This is a genomic window from Actinomadura gamaensis (assembly GCF_042652125.1).
Classification (GTDB): Bacteria; Actinomycetota; Actinomycetes; order Streptosporangiales; family Streptosporangiaceae; genus Spirillospora; species Spirillospora gamaensis.
Genome location: NZ_JBHSIT010000003.1, coordinates 1 through 18,600, shown reverse-complemented (window position 1 = coordinate 18,600; position 18,600 = coordinate 1). Strand labels below are relative to the sequence as shown.

Here is an 18,600-nt window from a genome sequence, read left to right as displayed (position 1 = left end):
AAGCCTTCTGTTCCGGGAGTCCCGTTCACACCGTTTGTTCACACCCGTCGGGGACGGCGGACGGTGAGTTCCAGCTCGGTGCCCTCGCCCGGGACGGAGTGGATCGCGACCGTCCCGCCGAGGTCCCGGACGCGGCCCCGGATCGACTGCGCCACGCCCAGGCGGCCGTCGGCCTCGGCCCGCTCCAGCCGGCCGGGCGGGATGCCGGGACCGTCGTCCCGGACGCTGACGATCACCTCGTCCGTGCCGTCGTCCTCCAGGAGCACCCAGGCCCGCGCGTGCTCGCCCGCGTGGCGGCGGACGTTCGAGAGGGCCGCCTCGACGGCCGCGGTCAGCTCGTCCGCCACGCGCTCGGGGAGCAGGACGGGAGTCGCCGGGGTCGCGACGCTCACGCGGGGCGAGGCGAGCGCGGTCAGCCGCGTCCGGAGGTCGGCCTCGCCCGCCGCCGCACCCGCCGGGGCGTTCGGGACACCCGGGGGTGCCGCGTCGATGCGTGGGCGCGGACGCGGCACCGGAGCCCCGGTGATCAGCGAGCGGAGGGCGGCCTCCTGCTCGCCCGCCAGCCGCCCCAGTTCGGCGGCCTCACCGCCCGCCTCAGCGCCCCGGCGCTGCACCATCGCCAGCACCTGGAGGACCGAGTCGTGGATGTCGCGGGCCAGCCGCTCCCGCTCGCGCGTGGACGCCTCCATCTCGACGGCGCGGGCCAGCCGCACCTCGGCGTCCACCGCCATCCGGACGACGTGCCCGACGACCAGCCCGGTCAGGAAGAGCAGGACGATGTTGCCGAACGTCACCGGACCGGGCGTCGAGCGGTTCAGCAGATGCACGACAAGGTCGGCCGCGCCGATCGCGGCGGCGGCGATCAGGCCGAGCGCGCGTCCGCCCGACACCGCCCAGGCCAGCAGCGCCGCGACGACCCAGGCGACGGGGATCGTCGGACGGCCCTGGGCGATCCCGAACGGCGTCTCGACCCACGCGGTGGCGAGGACGGCGGCGACCGCGACGGCCAGGTCGGCGGCGAGCAGCGGCCAGCGCTGCCTGCGCCCGCCGCCGTAGGCGAGGGCCGCGTACAGGGTCCAGACGACCATGCCGGTCAGCACGATCCAGGACGCGTAGGGGCGCTCGTACTTGTCCTGGTTCCAGGCGATCAGCACGCCCGCGTACAGCAGCGCCAGGAACCGGTAGACCGCGACCGAGCGCCAGAGCGCCGCCCCGACGCCCACCCGCTACTCGTCGTCGTCCGACGAGGGGCGCGGGGCCTTGCCCGCCAGCTCGGCCTTCACGTCGGCGGCGTACCGGTCGACGTACTCCTGACCGGACAGCTCCCGGATCGCCGACATGATCTGGTCGGTGACCTTCCGCAGCACCTCCCGGTCGTCCTCCAGGCCGTAGTACTCGGAGAAGTCGAGCGGCTCGCCGAACCGGACGCCGGGCCGCGGCCGCAGGTTCGGCAGCGCCTGCCCGGGCGGCATCAGCTCGAAGGTGTTGATCATGGCCATCGGGATCACCGGCACCCGGGACGCCAGCGCCAGCCGCGCCACGCCCGTCTTGCCCCGGTACAGCCGGTTGTCGGGGGCGCGGGTGCCCTCGGGGTAGATCCCGAGCAGCTTGCCCTCCCTCAGGATCCGCAGGCCGGTCTGGAGCGCGGCCTCGGCGGCGCTGCCACCGGTGCGGTCGACCGGCACCACGCCGACGCCGGTGAAGAAGCCCTTGCTGATGAGTCCCTTGATCCCCTTGCCGGTGAAGTACTCCCGCTTGCCGATGAACAGGATCGGGCGCATCAGCGGCAGCGGCCCGAAGAAGTGGTCGGCGAAGGACAGGTGGTTGCTCACCAGCAGCGCCGGTCCCCGCTTGGGGACGTTCCGCATGCCGGAGTTCTTCGGCCACCAGACCAAGTACAGGATCGGCGACAGCACGATCCTCAACAGGATCCAGAACCACAGCATGACGACACCTTCCTAGGGGAGATGATGGGACATCTTCCCATCTGGGCGGGGTGCTGCCCACACCGTGGGCCCGCTCCGGCCGCCGCTTCGCGCGCGCGGGGGTGCCCGGGGACCGTAGGCTCTGCTGTGGAAGTACAGCAGTACCACAATCGGGTGTGCCCGAGGGCTTGTTCCGGGCGGCGCAGCGAATACCGTGGGACACACGTTTCGGGGTGTCCGGGTGAGCCGCCGACCGGTGGGCCTCGTGCACGCGCGAGCGCGCACGCCGTACACAGAGTAATGGGGGAGCGGAGGCCGTCATGCCGGTGCCATCGGTCACGCAGGAGTCGAAGGGGCCGACCCCGTGAATCGCCGCGGCAACGGCCTGACCGCCGACTCCTACGCCCCCCTGGTGGACCTCGCGCCCCACCTCGCGGACGCGATGCTCGACGCGCTGCGCGAGGCGGGCGTCGCCGCCTACGCCGTCCCGCCGGACCAGCCGTCCGCCGAGGAGGAGCTCGACCGGCTCTACGTGGACGTCGATCTCAAGCACACCGCGGAGGGCATCCTCCGCGTCCACCTCACGCGGCTGCGTGACGCCGCGTCGCGGGGCTCGGACGGCGCGGCGGCCGAGGACCCCTCCCCCGCCGCCGAGGACGTCGGACCGAAACCCGGACCGACCCCCGGCCCGAAACCCGGCCCGACTCCCGGTTCGCGTCCCGGTTCGGCGGCCGGTCCGAAGTCCGGGTCGCAGGCGGCGGCGTCCGGGCCGGACGCGGACTCCGCGGCGAACGAGACCTCCGACACATCTCGGCAGGACTCCCCCGGGCCCGACACGGCGCCCGCGTCCGCGCCGTCCTCCGGGACGGCCGAGCGCGACGAGGCCGCGATCTTCGCCGCCCTGGTCGCCAACTTCGACGCCGAGCCCGAGGGCGACCGCGTCCCCTGGCCCGACCAGGAGAACATCCACGAGGACGAGGAGCCGCCCGGCGAGGGCGACGACCGCACCGGCCGCCTCCCCCGCGCGCGCGTCATCCGGGCCGCCGACCTCGACGACGACGAGGAGCCCCCGCCGCCGGACGACGACGGCCACTACGTCCCGCCGCCCCCGCCGCCGCTGCCCACCGCCGACCCGCTCACCAAGGGCGCCTGGATCGCCCTGGTCGGCGGGCCCCTCTACCTGCTCATCACGGTCGTCCTCAACTGGGACGTCCCCGGCTGGGCCGCGTTCCTCGCCGTCGCCGCCTTCATCGGCGGCTTCGTCACCCTCGTCCTGCGGATGGGCGACGAGCCGCGCCCGCCGGACGACGACGGCGCCGTCGTCTGACGCCCGCCGCGCGTCCGACACCCGCCGCCGTTCAACGCCCGGTGTCGTCCGGCGCCCGCCGCCGTCTGACGCCCGGTGTCGTCTGACGCCCGGTGTCGTCTGACGTCTGCGGTCGTCCGAGGGCCGCTCGGCTCAGAGCTCCAGCCTCGCCAGGACGGGGCGGTGGTCGGTGGCCTTCGGGTAGTCGGCCAGCAGCTCCGGCGCCGTCGGGACGCCGCAGCCGAGGACCTCGACGCCCTTGTCGGTGAACACGCCGTCGATGCGGCGGACGGGGTCGGCGGCCGAGAACGTCAGCGCGTCGCCCTCGGGCGCCACGGCGTGGGCGTCCTTGAAGCGGGTGGCCAGGCGGGTCCACGCGGCCCCGCCGGGCTCCTCGTTGATGTCGCCGGTGAGGACGAGCGGGGCCCGGTGGCGGGCCTTCGCGCGCTCCAGCCGGGCCAGGATCTCGGCGACGTGCCGCAGGCGCGGCTCGTCCTCCAGGTCCAGGTGGGTGCTGGCGGCGATCAGCGGCGCGCCGTCCACCTGGAGGACGGCGACGGCCAGCGCCCGGCGGTGCAGGTTCGGCACCCGGGACAGCAGGTGGAACTCGCGCTTCACCCGCCGGACGTGCGGGGCGGTGAACACCGCGAGCCCGCAGGCGCGGCGACCCGCCGCGACGCGCATGCCGCAGGCGCGCGCGAGGCCGCGGCGCCGCCACCACCAGCTCGCGAAGCGCGGCACCTCCTGCAGGCACAGGACGTCCGGACGCAGCGCGCGGACGACCCGCGCGACCGCGTCCGGGTCGTCCCGCAGCGATCTGATGTTGTAGCTGACCACGCGAACCGTGACGGCCACGGCGATCCCCTCCCACGGGTGGACGCCGGGTCCGCGCGGAGCGGACGCCGGCGGCGGTCGTTCGTCGGGGGTTGCTCGTCGGGGGTTGCTCGTTGGGGGCTGCTCGGCGGGGGGACGCTCGGCCGGGGGGCTGGTCTCCGGAGTGTGGGGTCGCTCTCCGGAGTGTGGGGTCGCTCCCGGAGGGCTCGGTCAGGTTCGGGCGAGGTCGGCGGCGCCGACGATGCCGGCGGCCGAGCCCAGCTCGGCGATCTTGATCTCGGGGAGGGGACGGTGGCCGCGCCCGGTGAGCGCGTTCGCGAACGCCTGCCGGACGGGCTCCAGCAGCAGGTCGCCGGCGTCGGACAGACCGCCGCCGATCACGAAGCAGCCGGGGTCGAGGACGGCGGTGAGGTCGGCCAGGCCCTGGCCGGTCCACTGCGCGATCGTCCGGAAGCACTCCAGCGCCGCCGCGTCGCCCTCGCGGGCGGCCTCGGTGACCTGCGGGCCGTTGATGCCCTCGGGCTTGCCGCCACCGAGCTCCAGCAGCCGCCCGGCCATCGCCGGGGACACCCGCGCCAGCTCGCGCGCCTCGTAGACCAGCGCGTTCCCGCTCGCGTACTGCTCCCAGCAGCCCCGGTTGCCGCAGCCGCAGCGCCGTCCGTCCGGGACGACGCGGTAGTGCCCGTACTCCGCGCCGACGCCGAACCGGCCCCGGTACAGCTCGCCGTCGATGACCAGGCCGCCGCCGATGCCGGTGCCGAGCGCGACCAGGACCATGAAGTCGTGGCCGCGGCCCGCGCCGTAGCGGGCCTCGCCCCACGCCGTGGCGTTCGCGTCGTTCTCCACCACGACCGGCAGCCCGACCAGGCCCTCGACGATCGCCTTGATCGGCTCGTTCCGCCAGGCCAGGTTCGGGGCGAACATCACGACCGAGCGCGTCTCGTCGACGAACCCGGCGCAGCCGAGCCCGACCGCCGACACGTCCTCGAACTTGCCCTTCAGCAGATCGACGACCTCGGCGATGGTGTCGGCGGTCTCCTTGGGGTTGGTGGACGGGGTCGGCCGCCGCACCTTCTCCAGGATGTTCCCCCGGTCGTCGACGACACCCGCGGCGACCTTCGTCCCGCCCACGTCCACGCCGATGGTCAGGGCCATGAGCGTTTCCCTCCGCCGTTCCTCTTCGCTGTCAACCGACGTCCATCGCGTCCCGGCCGGACCGCTCGCGCGATCCGGACGTCCCGGACGAGTCCGATGCCCCGGACGGCCCGGATCCCGCCCGGCCGGCGCGGGAGCGCTCGTACGCGGCGACGACGTCGAACGCCGCCGCCAGCAGCGAGCGCCCGGCCTGCTCCAGGTGCCGCCGGACGTCCGGACCGGACTCCCGGGCCAGCGCGATCGCCCGGCACACCGGGCAGTCCCGGCACTCCGGGGCGCCGGTCGCGATGTGCGGCCCCTCCGCGAGGACGCGCGCCCACACGTCCTCCCGGGCCGCCTTACCTTGCCTTCCCGCTCTGCCACGGGACGTCTCGGCCCGAGCCTCCTCCGTAGCCCGGGCCCACACATCCTCACGCGCACGCGCACGTGCATCCGCACCCGCGTCCCCGCGCGCATCTGTACCCGCGTGCGCGCGCGCGTTTGCGTCGTCCTGGTTCGGCTCGGGAGTGCTCGGGCGGCCCTCCTCGGGGGCGGTCGCCTTCGCCCACACGTTGTCGTCCGAGCCGGGGAGTCTTCCGGACGTGGCGGCCCGCGCGGCGTCGCCCACCCGGCGCCGGACGGCGTCGAGGAGCTTGGCCGCCTCGTCGAGGACGTCGCCCGGCTGCTGCTCGGTCATGAGAACATTGTCCATCCCTGGTCGGCGGGCCGCGGTAGCGGCCCGCTCGCGGCGCTGTCGCATTACTCAGCGCTCGACGTGTCGTTTCAGCCCCTTGAGGGCGGAGTCGATGATCCGCTTCTCGCCCTTGCGCTTGACCATGCCGATCATCGGGATCCGGACGTCCACGGCGAGCTCGTAGGTCACCTCGGTCTCGCCCGTCCCGGCGCCGTCGAGCGTGTAGGCGCCGTGCAGGCCGGTGACCACCGTGCCCGGCTCGACCAGCTCCCAGCGGACGGCGTCGTCGCCGTCCCAGGTGTAGGCGAGCCCGACCGTGTCGCTGATCGGGCCGCCCTCGAAGGTCATCCGGGCGCGCCGGGCGCGGCCGTCGTCGCCGGTCTCGGTGACCTCGAACGCGCGGATCCCGCTCGCCCACTCGGGGTAGGCGTCCAGATCGGCGATCACCGCCATGATGTCGGCCTTCGCGGCCTTGATCGTGATGGACGAGCTCGTGCGGTCCGCCATGGGCCCCTTCCCTCCGGCTGTCCTGCCTAGTGCTCCGCCGCACACATCCTCGCGGAGTTCCCGTCAGATCGTCAGTACGTACGGTTTACCGCTCGCCCGGAAATGCCCCACGTTGATGCATTCGGTCCGGCCGATCCGCGTGCGCCGGGCGAGCGGCTGGTGCACGTGCCCGAACAGCACGTAGCGCGGGGACGTGGCGCGGATCGCCTCCAGCACCGCCTCGCTGCCCCGCTCGAACCGCCGCGCGACCGTGTCGTACAGCAGCTCGGGGACGGCGGGCGGGATGTGGCAGCACAGCACGTCCACCGCGCCGACGGCGGCGACCTTCGCGGCGAACTCCGCGTCGTCGATCTCGTTCGGGGTGCGGTACACCGTCCGCAGCCCGCCACCGACGAAGCCGAACCGGACGCCGCCGATCTCGGTGACCTCGCCGTCCAGGACGCGGTGCCCGGGACGCAGGTAGTCCTGCCAGATGCGCGGGACGTCCACGTTGCCGTAGGTCAGGTAGGCGGGTGCCGGCATCGCGTCGAACAGCTCCGCGTACTGCCCGCGGACGGCCTTCTCGATGTGCGGCCAGGCGTCGCCGTCCAGCGAGGACCACATCCGCCGCGAGAACTCGCGCGCCTCGTCGAACCTCTTGGCCGTGCGGAGGGCGATGAACCGGTCCGCGTTCTCCTGGCCGAACAGGTCGGCGAAGATGCCCCGGCCGTGGTCGGAGTAGTCGACGAACAGGATCAGGTCGCCCAGGCAGACCAGCGCGTCCGCGCCGTCCGCCGCGTGCCTGAGCGCCTCCGCGCGGCCATGGACGTCGCTCACCACATGGATCCGCATGAACCGAGCCTAATAGGCGTCCCGGCGTCCCGACACGACGAGGCCCGTCTTGTCGATCACGCCGTCACCGTCCGTCGCGCCGCGCCCCGAACCGCCGAGATGCGACGCGCACGATCAAGAGGCCGACCCCGGTGCGCACCCCCGCTGGTCAGAAGGCGGACACCAACTGCGCGCCCCCGCCGATCAAGAGACGGACACCTGCGCGTCCCTGCCGATCAAGAGACGGACACCTGCGTGCCCCTGCCGATCAAGAGACGCACACCACTGCGCGCCCGCTGGTCAGAAGGCGGGCGCTCGGGCCGCATCCGTCGGTCAGGAGGCGGGGACGAGGGCGCGCCACTCGGCGACGAGGGCCGGGTCGAGCGGGGCGTCCCAGGAGCCGTCGCGGCGGACGGCCGTGCCCACGTGGAAGGCGGGCACCCCGGCGGCGGCGAGGACGGCGACGTGCTCGCGGCGCAGCCCGCCGCCCGCCATCAGCAGGCGCGCGGACTCGGGGCCCTCGGCGGCGCGGCGGGACAGCACGTCCAGGCCGGACCCGACGCCGCGCGCCGATCCGGCCGTCAGGACGGTGTCGCAGCCGAGCGCGCGGACGGCCGTCCATCCGGCGGACGGGTCGGCGGCGTGGTCGAGGGCGCGGTGGAACGTCCAGGGCAGGCCGCCGGGAAGGGCGGCGGCGAGCTTGGCGGACGACTCGGAGTCGATCGCGTCCGACGCGTCGAGGAAGCCGAGGACGAAGCCGTCCGCACCGGCCTCGGCGAGCTCCCCGGCGGCGCGGGCCAGCCGCTCCAGCTCGGGCCCGCTGGTGCGGAAGCCGGCGGCGGCGCGCAGCATCACCCGCATCGGCAGCGATGTGACCCGCCTCATCTCCGCCACGACGCGCGGGTCGGGGGTGAGGCCGTCGGCGGCCATGTCGGCGACGACCTCCAGGCGGTCCGCGCCGCCCTCGGCCGCGGCGCGCGCGTCGTCCGCCGTGAGCGCGATCACTTCCAGCAGGGCCACGCCGCGCCTCCTCGCGTAAGCTGAACCCGTCCCGTCCGTCCTGGTCAAGCGTAGGCCAACGGCGAGCCGGACGCCGCGCCGCCCACCTGGCACGACACCCGTGCGGCGGCGGTGTGGCGGCCGTCACGCCGCGTGCCGCCCGGCCCGGCCGCGGGCCCCCGGCCGGGCCGGTTCGCGGCTACCGACCTGCGCGGACCCGTAGCTACCATCGAGTAGCAAGAGGTTGTACCGTCGTCCCCGCCTTAGCCGTGATCAACCTAGGAGTGGCCGTGCGCGAGTTCAGCGTCCCCGCCCTGGTGGAGGTCCCCGACTCCGCCAATCTGACCGACGCGCCGTTCGGCCGGGCCGCCGCGCAGCCCGGGCAGATCGTCATCCGCCGCCGCACCGCGGGCGGGGCGTGGACGGCCGTCACGGCGGGCGAGTTCGCCGCCGAGGTGACCGCGCTCGCCAAGGGCCTGGTCGCCGCCGGGATCGAGCCGGGCGACCGGGTCGCGCTCATGTCGCGCACCCGCTACGAGTGGACGCTCGTCGACTACGCCGTCTGGGCCGTGGGCGGCGTGACCGTCCCGATCTACGAGACGTCCTCGCCCGAGCAGGTGAAGTGGATCATCGGCGACTCCGGCACGAAGGCCGTGTTCGCCGAGACGGCCGACCACCTGGCCGCGATCGCCGAGGTCCGGGACGAGCTCCCGGGCCTCGCGCACGTCTGGGGCATCGACGCGGGCGCGATCGCCGAGCTGACCGCGTCCGGCGCGGACGTCCCGGACGCCGAGATCGACAAGCGCCGCCGCGTCCCGACCTCCGCCGACGTCGCGACGCTCGTGTACACCTCCGGCACGACGGGCCGCCCGAAGGGCTGCGAGCTGACCCACGGGAACCTCGTGCTGACCGCGCGCAACGCGATCCAGGGCGCGCTCGCCGAGGTCACCGTGGACGGGTCGTCCACGCTGCTGTTCCTGCCGCTCGCGCACGTGTTCGCGCGGCTCATCCAGGTCGCGACCATCGAGGGCGGCATCGTCCTCGGGCACAGCGACATCAAGGGCCTGCTGCCCGACCTGGACTCCTTCAAGCCGACCTTCCTGCTCGCCGTCCCGCGCGTGTTCGAGAAGGTCTACAGCGGCGCCGAGCAGAAGGCGATCGCGGGCGGCAAGGGCAAGATCTTCGCCGCCGCGGCCGACACCGCCATCGCCTACAGCAAGGCGCTCTCGGCGGGCGGTCCGGACCTCAAGCTCAAGCTGAAGCACAAGGTCTTCGACGTGCTCGTCTACGGCAAGCTGCGCGCGGCCGTCGGCGGGCGCGTGCAGTACGCGGTGTCCGGCGGCGCGGCCCTCGGCGACCGGCTCGGGCACTTCTTCCGCGGCGTCGGGATCACCATCCTGGAGGGTTACGGCCTGACCGAGACCACCGCGCCGATCAGCGTGAACCGGCCGTCCGCGCTGAAGATCGGCACGGTCGGGCAGCCGATCCCGGGCGTCTCGGTCCGCATCGCCGAGGACGGCGAGGTGCTCGCCAAGGGCGTCAACATCCTGCGCGGCTACTGGAACAACGACACCGCCACCAAGGAGGCCGTCGAGGACGGCTGGTTCCACACCGGCGACCTCGGCGAGCTCGACGCCGACGGCTACCTGAAGATCACCGGCCGGAAGAAGGAGATCCTGGTCACGGCGGCGGGCAAGAACGTCGCCCCCGCCCCGCTGGAGGACCGGCTGCGCGCGTGTCCGCTGATCAGCCAGGCGCTCGTGGTCGGCGACGGCCGCAAGTTCATCAGCGCCCTCATCACCCTGGACGAGGAGGCCCTCGTCCCGTGGAAGGCCCAGCACGGCAAGCCCGCCGCGATGACCGTCGAGGAGCTGCGCCGCGACCCCGACGTGATCGCCGAGATCGACCGCGCGGTCGCCGAGGCGAACAAGTCCGTGTCGCACGCCGAGGCGATCAAGAAGTACGAGATCCTGGGCGTGGACTTCACCGAGGAGGCCGGGCACATGACCCCGAGCCTCAAGGTGCGCCGCCACGTCGTGATCAAGGACTTCGCCCGCGAGATCGACGCCCTCTACTCCTGACCCGCCGCCGCCCCGACCGGCCCCGCCCGCCCAGCGCGCCGGGGCCCACCGACCGCCCCGACCGGCCCCGCCGACCGGATCGGCTCGACTGGCCGACCGACTCGGCCGACCTCGGCGGCCGGCCTGGCCGACCGGCCTGACCCGCGACCGACCCGAGCTGCCCGCTCCCGGACCTGAGGAACCGATGCGCGAGACCGACGTCCCCGTCCGGGAGCGGTTCCCGGAGACCGCCAACCTGACCGACGCCCCGTTCACCCGCGCCGCCCGCACCCCGACCGCCATAGTCGCCCGCCGCCGCGTCCCCGCCCCACCCGGATCCGGAGACGGAGCACGCTCGGTGGGCGTGTTCTCGGCGGTGGACGGGGATGCGTGGAGTGCGGTGACGGCCGGGGAGTTCGCCGCGGAGGTGGCGCGGCTGGCCAAGGGCCTGATGGCGATGGGCGTGGAGCCCGGGGACCGGATCGCGCTGATGTCGCGGACCCGGTACGAGTGGACGGTCCTGGACTACGCGATCTGGGCGGCGGGCGGCGTGACCGTGCCGGTGTACGAGACGTCCTCGGCGGAGCAGGTCGCGTGGATCCTCGGCGACTCGGGCGCGCGCGGGATCTTCGTGGAGACGGCGGAGAACCGGGCGGCGGTGGCGTCCGTCCGGGGGCGGTTGCCGGAGCTCGCGCAGGTCAGCGGGCTCGAACGGGACGACCTGGACCGGCTCGCGGCCTGGGGAGCGGCGGTCTCCGATGAGGAGCTGACCGCGCGGCGGCGGTCGCGGCGGGCGTCCGACCCGGCCACGATCGTCTACACGTCCGGGACGACGGGACGGCCGCGCGGCTGCGAGCTGACGCACGCGAACTTCCTGGCCACGGCGCGGAACGTGGTGCTCGCCGGGGTGCCGGAGATCACCGGGGACGGCGCGTCCACGCTGCTGTTCCTGCCGCTCGCGCACGTCTTCGCGCGCCTGGTGCAGGTGGGCTGCGTGGAGTGCGGCATGGTGCTGGGCCACGGCACGCCCGGCACCCTGCAGGACGACCTTGGAACGTTCCGCCCCACCTTCCTGCTCGCCGTGCCGCGCGTCTTCGAGAAGGTCTACAACGGCGCGGCCCAGCGGGCCGAGGCGGACGGCAAGGGCCGGATCTTCCAGACCGCCGCCGACACCGCCGTCGCCTACAGCCGGGCCCTGGACGCCGGGCGCGTGCCGCTCGCCCTGCGCGCCCGGCACCGCGCCTTCGACGCGCTCGTCTACCGGAAGCTGCGCGCGGCCATGGGCGGACGCCTCCGCTACGCGATGTCCGGGGGCGCGGCGCTGAACGAGCGCCTCGGGCACTTCTTCCGGGGCGTCGGCGTGTCGATCATCGAGGGCTACGGCCTCACCGAGACCACCGCCCCGATCGTCGGCAACCGCTTCGCGCCCGGCGGCAACCGCATCGGCACGGTCGGACGGCCGTTCCCGGGCACCGCCGTCCGGATCGCCGAGGACGGCGAGATCCAGGCGCGCGGCGTCAGCGTCTTCCGCGGTTACTGGAACGACCCGGAGGCCACCGCGCGCGCGTTCGACGGCGGCTGGTTCCGCACCGGCGACCTCGGCGAGCTCGACGCGGACGGCTACCTGAAGATCACCGGCCGGAAGAAGGACATCCTCGTCACGACCGGCGGCAAGAACGTCGCCCCCGGCCCGCTGGAGGACCTGCTCCGCGCCCACCCGCTCATCGACCAGGCCGTGGTCGTCGGCGACGGCCGCAAGTACGTCGCCGCCCTCCTCACCCTGGACGAGGAGGCCCTCCCCACCTGGCTCAGCACGCGCGGGCTCCCGGTGCCGCGCCTCGCCGGCGGCCTCGACCTGGCCGCGGTCCGCGACGTCCCGGAGGTCCGGGCCGCCCTGGACGCCGCGGTCGCCGAAGCCAACCGCACCGTCTCCCACGCCGAGGCCATCAAGAAGTACCGCGTCCTCGACCGTCCCCTCACCGAGGCCGAGGGGCACCTGACACCGAGCCTGAAGGTGCGCCGCCACATCGTCACGAAGGACTTCGCCGCCGACATCGAAGCCCTCTACGCCTGACCCGCCCGTGCCGAAGGAAGGCACAGCACGCACCCGCCCACGCCGGGCGGGACGGCATGGGCTGCATGGACGGTACGGGGTCCTTGGCAGGCGCACTCAGTCGGCCCGGTCGGGCCGGTGGGCCGGTCGGGTCAGGCCAGGTTGGCCACTGCTTCGGCTATCGGGGTCGGACCATTGATCACCTCCAGGGTGGTGCGGTTGACGGTGGGTTCCGACAGGAGGGCGGCGATGACCGTCGCCACGTCGTCGCGGGTCACCTCGCCGCGGCCGACCTCGGGTTCGGCGAGGGTGACCATGCCCGTGCCGTCGTCGTTGGTCAGGCGGCCGGGACGGAGGATCACCCAGTCGAGGTCGCGGCGGCGCAGGTCGTTCTCGGCCTCGGTCTTGGCCGTGATGTAGGCCGACCAGACCTCGTCACTGCCCGGCGCAGGCGGACGGCCCGCGCCCATCGAGGAGATCTGGACGAACCGGCGGACGCCCGCCTGCTCGGCCGCGTCCGCCAGCAGCGCCGAGGCGCCGCGGTCGACGGTGTCCTTCCGGGCGGCGCCGCTGTTCGGGCCCGCTCCGGCCGCGAACACGACGGCGTTCGCGCCGGTGAGCTGGTCGACCAGGTCGTCGGCCGCCAGCTGCTCCAGGTCGGCGATGACCGGCCCGGCGCCGGTCGCGCGCACGTCGTCCACCTGCGCGGGGTCGCGGATCAGGCTGATCACCGCGTCCCCCCGTGCGCTGAGCAGCCTGGCCAGCCGCAGCGCGATCTGGCCGTGTCCTCCCGCGATCACGATGTTCATGACGTCCACCCTACGGATCCGCGCGCCGCCGCGCCCGCCGCGGCGCCGCCTGTGGATAACCGTGGCGGACGCCCGTCGTCCCCGGTCAGGAGCATCAACAGTTGCGGCCGGAATTGATGCAGGCCGCGGCGCGCCGCATCAGGTCGGCGGACATGACGTTCTCGAAGTCCGCGTGGTCGGTGACCGGGTCGTGCCCCTCCTCGGGGAACGTGTCGACGGCGAACGCGAGCGGACGCGCCGGAAGGTCGTAGGTCAGCGTCATGCGCAGCTGCGGGACGGCCTTCGTCCCCTGCGGGCACGCGCCGGACGCCGGATCCGGGAAGACGATGTGCGTGCGGTGGTTCGCGCTGTCGGTGTTGCGGCCGTCCCAGCAGCTCGGGAAGTCCAGGACGCGGGTCACGCGGCTGCCGCCCGGGCACAGCGGGTACTTGTCGGTGAAGGCGCGGTCGGTGAACCCGGTGCAGGTCCACTGCGCGTGCGCGTTCGCGCCGCCGTTGCTCGCGGCCTTCGCGTCGCCCGTGATGGCGCGCATGAAGCGCGGCATCGGGACGACTCCGCCGCGCGCGTTCCCGAGGAACTGCATGCGCGCGGACGCGGGGAGGACGACCCGTCCGACGTTGCCGTCCGCCTGGCTCTGCGCGGCCTGACCGGAGCCGTCCCGCTGGCCGCGCAGCCGCATGACCGGCCAGTAGTAGGCGGACTTGTCGCCGTTCGTGCAGGTCGTCCCGGCGGCGGCCAGGCTGTCGTCGGTGGAGAACCCGTCGGTCGACTTGTTCCCCACGTAGTCGTGGATGTGGTGCGCGCCGTTCGACACACCGGGCGCGACGATGAAGTTGTCCGGGTTGTGGTGCTGGTTCTGGTTGCGTCCGCAGGGCGAGGTGAACGATCCGCGCGAGGCCCGCTTCCCGGGCGCCGGCTGCCGTCGCGGCGGCGCCTGCCGGATGTCCGCGAACTGCCCGGCGTCCGGCCCCGGCTTCACCTGCTGCCCCCCGCCGCCACCGTTCTGCCCACCGCGCCCCTGCCCGCCGCCCTGCCCGCCGTTTTTCCCCCCGCCGCCCTGCCCGCCGGCCTGCCCACCGTTCTGCCCACCGTTCTGTCCGCCGGTCTGCCCGCCGTTCTGTGCGCCGCCGTTTCGGCCGCCTTGCTGGTCGGCGCCTTGCCGGCCGCGGTGCTGGTGGTGGTCGTTGGGCGTGCCGGACGGTCCAGGCGTGTCCGCCAGCGCCGGATATTCGGCGCCGGCCACCAGGACGAGCGCCGACGAGACGGCGAGTACGGCTTTCTTCTTACGCATGAAGAATCTCCCTCCGCGGGTTAGGGAATCGCTCAGGAAACGGCCTGCTTCGTCACCAGGCCGGTGCTTTCGAGAAGCTGCATGTGCGTGTTGACGAACGTCATCGCGCGTTCCGCGAAGGCGCGGATCTCGGTGTTCCGGGTCTGCGCCCGCACCTGCGCGATGACGGCGAAGACCTTTCCGTGCGCGGCGCGCAGCCGCAGCACGAAATCGCGGTCGTAGTCGTCGCCGAACTTTCCGGACAGCTCCTTCAGCCAGCGCTGCTGGTCGCGGTTCGGCTGGTTCGGCAGGATGACGCCGAGCCGCTGGGCGGTGGCCCGGACGTCGGCGTCCAGCCGCATGTGCTGCGACATGATCATGTCGCCGACCTGCTTCACCCGCGGGCTCGCCGCCCGCTGCGCGGCCTGCTGACCGGCGGGCATCTCCCACAGCCCGGCCTGCCTGACCTTGACCAGCAGCGTCCGGTCCTGCGGCGTCAGCGGGCCCCACCGGGTCCGGACGGTCCCCGTCGCGGGCCCGCCGTCGGACGGGACCCCGGGCGGCGACAGGACGGTCAGCGCCGCCGCCGCGACCGCGACCACCGCGGCGGCGGCGAGCAGGAGCCGGGCGCGTCCCAGTCGCCGCAGAGCCCGGAAGCCGGCGAGGCCGTATGGGCGTCTCATTCGCGCTCGCTCCCTTCTTCCTTCAGCCGTTGATACGCGGCCGCTCGAAGGGGAGTTCAGCGTTCCGGGCTTTTTCTCAACCGTCCCGCCACTGGTACGGGAAATCGGTTAAGCGCCTCCGGTAATGCGCAGGGCGAGCGCCGGGCACATCGCGACGGCCCGCTGCACGTCGCGTTCCATCCAGGACGGGACGTCCGTTCCCAGAACGACCGGGAAACCGTACCGGTCGAGCTGGATGAGTTCCGGGACGAGATAGGCGCACAATCCGTGCCCGTCGCACCGGCTCCAGTCGATCGCGACGCGGGACTCCTCGCCGGTCGGGACGGGCAGCGGCAGCACCCCGAACGTGGGCCGGCCGCACGATCCGCCCCACCGGTGGGTCTCGACGTCCGCCTCGAACGCTTCCAGAGCGGACAGGACGAACCGGGCCGTCCCGTCCGGATGCGAGCAGGCGCCGCGCCCCCGCCCGATCCCGGCGGCGCGCCGGACGTCGTCCACGGACCCGCCGCCGTCGGCGAGCGCGTTCAGCGCCCGGACGACGTCCGGCAGCCCGAGCCGGCACGGCCCGCACTGCCCGGCGGACTGCGCGGCCAGGTACGACGCGATCCGGGTGACCTCGCCGAGCGGGCAGGTGCCGTCCGGCAGCGGGAGGATGATGCCCGCGCCGACCGTCCCGCCGACCGCGCGCATCCCGCGCCGGGACAGCCCGGCGCGCGCGACGCGTTCCGGCCCGAGCCACTGCCCGTGGTATCCGCCGACGAGGACGGCCTGGTCGGCGGGCGTGTCGCAGGACGCGAGGACGTCGGCGAGCCGCGTCCCGAGCGGGGCCTCGATCACCCGCGTCCCGCCGACCGTGAGCAGCGTGGTGCCCGGTTCGTCCGGCGTGCCGACCGCGGCGTACAGGTCGGGGCCGAGCGAGGTCAGCACCGCGAGCTGCGCGAACGTCTCGGTGTTGGACAGCAGCGTCGGGCAGCCGTCCACGCCCGCGTCCGACGCGCGCACCTTCACGCCCGGCGGGATCGGCGTCCCGCCGTTCACGGCCCGGATCACCGCGCCGCTCTCCCCTGAGACGAACCGCTCCGCCAGCCGGACGACCCGCGCGGGCAGCCGCCGCTCGGCGATCGCCGCCCGGACGGACCGCGCCGCCCCGTCATCCTCGACCGCGACCACGACCCGCTCGGTGCCGAGCGCCGCCGCCGCGATCTGCGCGCCGTCGAGCACGAGGTGCGGCGCGCGCGTGAGCAGGACGCGGTCCTTGGCGCTGCCCGGCTCGCCCTCCGCGCCGTTCACGACCACGACCGCGTCCTCGGCGGGGACGCGCCGCCCTCGCCGCTCCTCGGGCAGCGGGTCGCCGCCGCGGTCGAGCCGTGCGGCCACGGCGGCGAGCTTGCGCGCGAACGGGAACCCGGCCCCGCCCCGTCCGCGCAGGTCGACCTGCTCGGCGAGGCGGCTCACCTCGTCCAACCCGGGCGTCGCGAGCCGTCCGTGGACGGCCTGGTGCCGGTCCAGGTCCAGCCGCTCGAACCGGTCGAAGCCCAGCGTCAGCCGCGCGCCGCTGATCGCCCCGACCGTCACCGGGCCGCTCATCGCACCCGCTCCCGCCCGGCCACGGCGTCCCGCACGCGACTCGGCCGTTCCGCCCGTCCGGACACGGCCGAGGGGCGGACGGGCGGCGGGTCGTCGGCGCGGCGCACCTCGCGCGGGCGCACGACGACGATCATGCGGGTGGCCAGGGCGAGCGCGACCGCGCCCCCGCACAGGACGTAGCCGAGCGTCACCCAGGACGCGGCGGGCCGTCCGGCGGTCAGGCCGTGCCAGATCGCGACCGGCCAGGACAGGTACGCGACCGCGTGCAGCGAGCGCCACGCCCAGGACGGCAGGCCGGTCGCGAACCGCGCCCGCAGCAGGCCGGTGACGACGATGACGGCCATCAGGTCGGACGCGACCGCGCCGAGCGCGACGGGCCCGGCGCCCGGCACGACGATCTGCGCGGGCGTGGCGAGGCCCGCGAGCACCTTCACCACGATGTGCGCGACGAGGAACGTCACCGCGAGCAGGGACGCGGCGCGGTGCAGTCCCTGCGCCAGCACCCGGTGCCGGATCCGCAGGATCAGCCGCTCGGTCGCCAGCAGGCCGCTGACCACCGCGGCCGTCAGCGCGAGCAGGCTGAACACGCCGGCGTAGAAGTTGAGGAAACGCTGGAGGCCGCCGGTCACGACGGCGCCCTGCGGGGTGGCGGCCCCGGCGAGGACGGCGAGGCCGCCCGCGAGGGCCAGCCGCCAGCCCCACGGCGCACCGCGCTGCGGGTCGCCGCTGTCGTAGCTCTGCACTGGTCGAACTCCTCTACTTGCTGGGGACGGGCAGTGGCAGGGTCGGCCCGTCGGTCGGCGGCGCGGGAGATGCGGGACGTGTGGGGGCGGGGGACGCGGCGGCGGGCACCGGCCCGAGATTGCTCAGGCTTCCGCCCGAGAGCACCTGGTTCGCTCCGCGTTCGGCGAACCCGAGCAGCGGACGCGCCGTCTCGCGCAGCGTCCACCCGCCGAGGGACACGCCGTCGAGCGGCACGCGCCGATCGCCGTGCCAGACGCCGAAGCGGACCTGGGGGTGCGGCGCGGGCATGCCGCCGCACGGACGGCCCGTCCCGGTGCGTCCGAGCTGGTCACCGCGCTGGACGACGCTGCCGTCGCGGAGCGGCGTGGAGTCGCGGAGCCCGTCGTAGGCGGTGGCGAGGCCGTCCGGGTGGACGATCACCAGCAGCCCGTCGTCCGCGCCGCAGAACCGGTAGAGGCGCCCGCTCCCGGCGGCGAGGACGCGCCCGTCGCCTCCGGAGAAGCCGAGGCCGTCGAGCGGGCGCGGCGCCGTGCCGCCGTCGGCGGTGTCGAGCGTCCAGATGCCGCCGATCTTCCAGGGCAGCATCAGCGCGCCCGGCCGGACGGTCGCTTCCCCGGTCGAGAACGCGGCGAGCGCCCGCGCCTCGCCCGGCGGCATCAGCGCGTCCGGCGCGCGCCGGACGAGCGCCGCGAACCCCGGCATCCCGGACAGCGCCGGCGTCCACCGGGAACCCGTCCAGTGCGCCGCGAAGAACGCCAGGCGCGGGCTCGCGGCCGTGCTCGCGGGAGCCGGGATGGCGGTCGTCCCGAACACCCACGTCCTGTCCGGCGAGATCCGACCGAGCGAAACGACCGGCGCCTTGTCCGGCGCTTCTCCGAACGCCTGCCGCGCGTCGGCTGCGCGCTCGTCCGTCATCAACTTCCGCACTTGCTCCGTCAGGACGGCCGTATCCGGCGGCGTCACCGAGGGCGTGCTGGGCCGGACGGTCGGCCGAGGCGACACCCCGCCGTCCGGCGGCGCGCTGCTCCGCGGCGTCCGGCTGCTCACGGCGAGCCGCGACCCCGCGGGCCCCGCGTCCCCCAGCGGCGTGCTGTCGAGCAACGTCCGCTCCGCGACCGCCAGCAACGCCACCCCGACGAGCACGGAGACCACCAAGGCCCCCACCCCCACCCGATCCCCCGCCCC

The 18,600-nt window shown here is 74.4% G+C and carries 18 protein-coding genes; 4 read left to right on the top strand and 14 right to left on the bottom strand.

The features are described from left to right. Window positions 1–38: 38 nt before the first annotated feature. Together macS and ACFPCY_RS10560 are read right to left on the bottom strand one after the other, a co-directional pair. Window positions 39–1,223 carry a MacS family sensor histidine kinase gene (gene macS / locus ACFPCY_RS10565; RefSeq protein WP_378253831.1) on the bottom strand — a complete coding sequence of 395 codons (1,185 nt, stop codon included), beginning with the start codon at window positions 1,221–1,223 and terminating at the stop codon, window positions 39–41. Window positions 1,224–1,226: 3 nt separating this feature from the next. Further along, window positions 1,227–1,946 carry a lysophospholipid acyltransferase family protein gene (locus ACFPCY_RS10560; protein WP_378253830.1) on the bottom strand — a complete coding sequence of 240 codons (720 nt, stop codon included), beginning with the start codon at window positions 1,944–1,946 and terminating at the stop codon, window positions 1,227–1,229. A 343-nt stretch (window positions 1,947–2,289) separates the two neighbouring features. Here ACFPCY_RS10560 and ACFPCY_RS10555 point away from each other — a divergent pair, with 343 nt between their 5' ends. Continuing rightward, window positions 2,290–3,252 carry a hypothetical protein gene (locus ACFPCY_RS10555; RefSeq protein WP_378253829.1) on the top strand — a complete coding sequence of 321 codons (963 nt, stop codon included), beginning with the start codon at window positions 2,290–2,292 and terminating at the stop codon, window positions 3,250–3,252. Between the two features lie 132 nt (window positions 3,253–3,384). Here ACFPCY_RS10555 and ACFPCY_RS10550 read toward each other — a convergent pair whose 3' ends face one another. From ACFPCY_RS10550 to ACFPCY_RS10525, 6 genes are all read right to left on the bottom strand, one after another. After that, complete coding sequence (locus ACFPCY_RS10550; protein ID WP_378253827.1) at window positions 3,385–4,086, bottom strand: endonuclease/exonuclease/phosphatase family protein; 702 nt, start codon at window positions 4,084–4,086, stop codon at window positions 3,385–3,387. 189 nt (window positions 4,087–4,275) lie between these two features. Next, window positions 4,276–5,220: an ROK family glucokinase gene (locus tag ACFPCY_RS10545; protein ID WP_378253826.1), complete on the bottom strand. Its 945-nt coding sequence runs from the start codon at window positions 5,218–5,220 to the stop codon at window positions 4,276–4,278. Window positions 5,221–5,251: 31 nt separating this feature from the next. Further along, window positions 5,252–5,896, bottom strand: a complete 645-nt coding sequence (locus ACFPCY_RS10540; protein WP_378253825.1) for a hypothetical protein — start codon at window positions 5,894–5,896, stop codon at window positions 5,252–5,254. A 66-nt stretch (window positions 5,897–5,962) separates the two neighbouring features. Next, window positions 5,963–6,400: an SRPBCC family protein gene (locus tag ACFPCY_RS10535; protein WP_378253823.1), complete on the bottom strand. Its 438-nt coding sequence runs from the start codon at window positions 6,398–6,400 to the stop codon at window positions 5,963–5,965. 63 nt (window positions 6,401–6,463) lie between these two features. Then, window positions 6,464–7,231, bottom strand: a complete 768-nt coding sequence (locus ACFPCY_RS10530; RefSeq protein ID WP_378253821.1) for a metallophosphoesterase family protein — start codon at window positions 7,229–7,231, stop codon at window positions 6,464–6,466. 312 nt (window positions 7,232–7,543) lie between these two features. Next, entirely contained in the window at window positions 7,544–8,230 is a 687-nt protein-coding gene (locus tag ACFPCY_RS10525; RefSeq protein ID WP_378253820.1) for a copper homeostasis protein CutC, read from the bottom strand. Window positions 8,231–8,499: 269 nt separating this feature from the next. Here ACFPCY_RS10525 and ACFPCY_RS10520 point away from each other — a divergent pair, with 269 nt between their 5' ends. Next, the gene (locus ACFPCY_RS10520; protein ID WP_378253818.1) at window positions 8,500–10,290 is read left to right on the top strand and encodes an AMP-dependent synthetase/ligase; all 1,791 of its coding nucleotides are present in this window, start codon (window positions 8,500–8,502) and stop codon (window positions 10,288–10,290) included. Between the two features lie 184 nt (window positions 10,291–10,474). Next, entirely contained in the window at window positions 10,475–12,343 is a 1,869-nt protein-coding gene (locus ACFPCY_RS10515; protein ID WP_378253817.1) for an AMP-dependent synthetase/ligase, read from the top strand. Window positions 12,344–12,474: 131 nt separating this feature from the next. On the opposite strand, the gene ACFPCY_RS10510 is transcribed toward ACFPCY_RS10515, so the two are convergent. The 6 genes from ACFPCY_RS10510 to ACFPCY_RS10485 form a co-directional block, all read right to left on the bottom strand. Beyond that, window positions 12,475–13,131 carry an SDR family oxidoreductase gene (locus ACFPCY_RS10510; RefSeq protein WP_378253815.1) on the bottom strand — a complete coding sequence of 219 codons (657 nt, stop codon included), beginning with the start codon at window positions 13,129–13,131 and terminating at the stop codon, window positions 12,475–12,477. Between the two features lie 94 nt (window positions 13,132–13,225). Next, complete coding sequence (locus ACFPCY_RS10505; protein ID WP_378253813.1) at window positions 13,226–14,422, bottom strand: DUF1996 domain-containing protein; 1,197 nt, start codon at window positions 14,420–14,422, stop codon at window positions 13,226–13,228. A gap of 32 nt (window positions 14,423–14,454) precedes the next feature. Beyond that, on the bottom strand, window positions 14,455–15,084 hold the full coding sequence (locus tag ACFPCY_RS10500; protein WP_378253811.1) for a DUF4142 domain-containing protein: 630 nt from the start codon (window positions 15,082–15,084) through the stop codon (window positions 14,455–14,457). Between the two features lie 108 nt (window positions 15,085–15,192). Beyond that, window positions 15,193–16,671, bottom strand: coding sequence for a ferredoxin (locus ACFPCY_RS10495; protein ID WP_378253809.1), 1,479 nt, complete (start codon window positions 16,669–16,671; stop codon window positions 15,193–15,195). Then, window positions 16,668–17,414, bottom strand: coding sequence for a hypothetical protein (locus ACFPCY_RS10490; protein ID WP_378253807.1), 747 nt, complete (start codon window positions 17,412–17,414; stop codon window positions 16,668–16,670). Before ACFPCY_RS10490 ends, ACFPCY_RS10495 begins: the two co-directional genes overlap by 4 nt. 13 nt (window positions 17,415–17,427) lie before the next feature. Then, window positions 17,428–18,342, bottom strand: coding sequence for a hypothetical protein (locus tag ACFPCY_RS10485; protein WP_378253805.1), 915 nt, complete (start codon window positions 18,340–18,342; stop codon window positions 17,428–17,430). A gap of 43 nt (window positions 18,343–18,385) precedes the next feature. Here ACFPCY_RS10485 and ACFPCY_RS10480 point away from each other — a divergent pair. After that, a partial coding sequence (locus tag ACFPCY_RS10480) for a hypothetical protein (RefSeq protein ID WP_378253803.1) occupies window positions 18,386–18,600 on the top strand: 215 nt, incomplete at its 3' end.

Bases quoted from the DNA above. Each gene is read 5' to 3' on its own strand.
- ACFPCY_RS10560 (WP_378253830.1), bottom strand. From the start codon at position 1,946: ATGCTGTGGTTCTGGATCCTGTTGAGGATCGTGCTGTCGCCGATCCTG.
- ACFPCY_RS10545 (WP_378253826.1), bottom strand. From the start codon at position 5,220: ATGGCCCTGACCATCGGCGTGGACGTGGGCGGGACGAAGGTCGCCGCG.
- ACFPCY_RS10540 (WP_378253825.1), bottom strand. From the start codon at position 5,896: ATGACCGAGCAGCAGCCGGGCGACGTCCTCGACGAGGCGGCCAAGCTC.
- ACFPCY_RS10535 (WP_378253823.1), bottom strand. From the start codon at position 6,400: ATGGCGGACCGCACGAGCTCGTCCATCACGATCAAGGCCGCGAAGGCC.
- ACFPCY_RS10530 (WP_378253821.1), bottom strand. From the start codon at position 7,231: ATGCGGATCCATGTGGTGAGCGACGTCCATGGCCGCGCGGAGGCGCTC.
- ACFPCY_RS10515 (WP_378253817.1), top strand. From the start codon at position 10,475: ATGCGCGAGACCGACGTCCCCGTCCGGGAGCGGTTCCCGGAGACCGCC.
- ACFPCY_RS10510 (WP_378253815.1), bottom strand. From the start codon at position 13,131: ATGAACATCGTGATCGCGGGAGGACACGGCCAGATCGCGCTGCGGCTG.
- ACFPCY_RS10505 (WP_378253813.1), bottom strand. From the start codon at position 14,422: ATGCGTAAGAAGAAAGCCGTACTCGCCGTCTCGTCGGCGCTCGTCCTG.
- ACFPCY_RS10500 (WP_378253811.1), bottom strand. From the start codon at position 15,084: ATGAGACGCCCATACGGCCTCGCCGGCTTCCGGGCTCTGCGGCGACTG.
- ACFPCY_RS10495 (WP_378253809.1), bottom strand. From the start codon at position 16,671: ATGAGCGGCCCGGTGACGGTCGGGGCGATCAGCGGCGCGCGGCTGACG.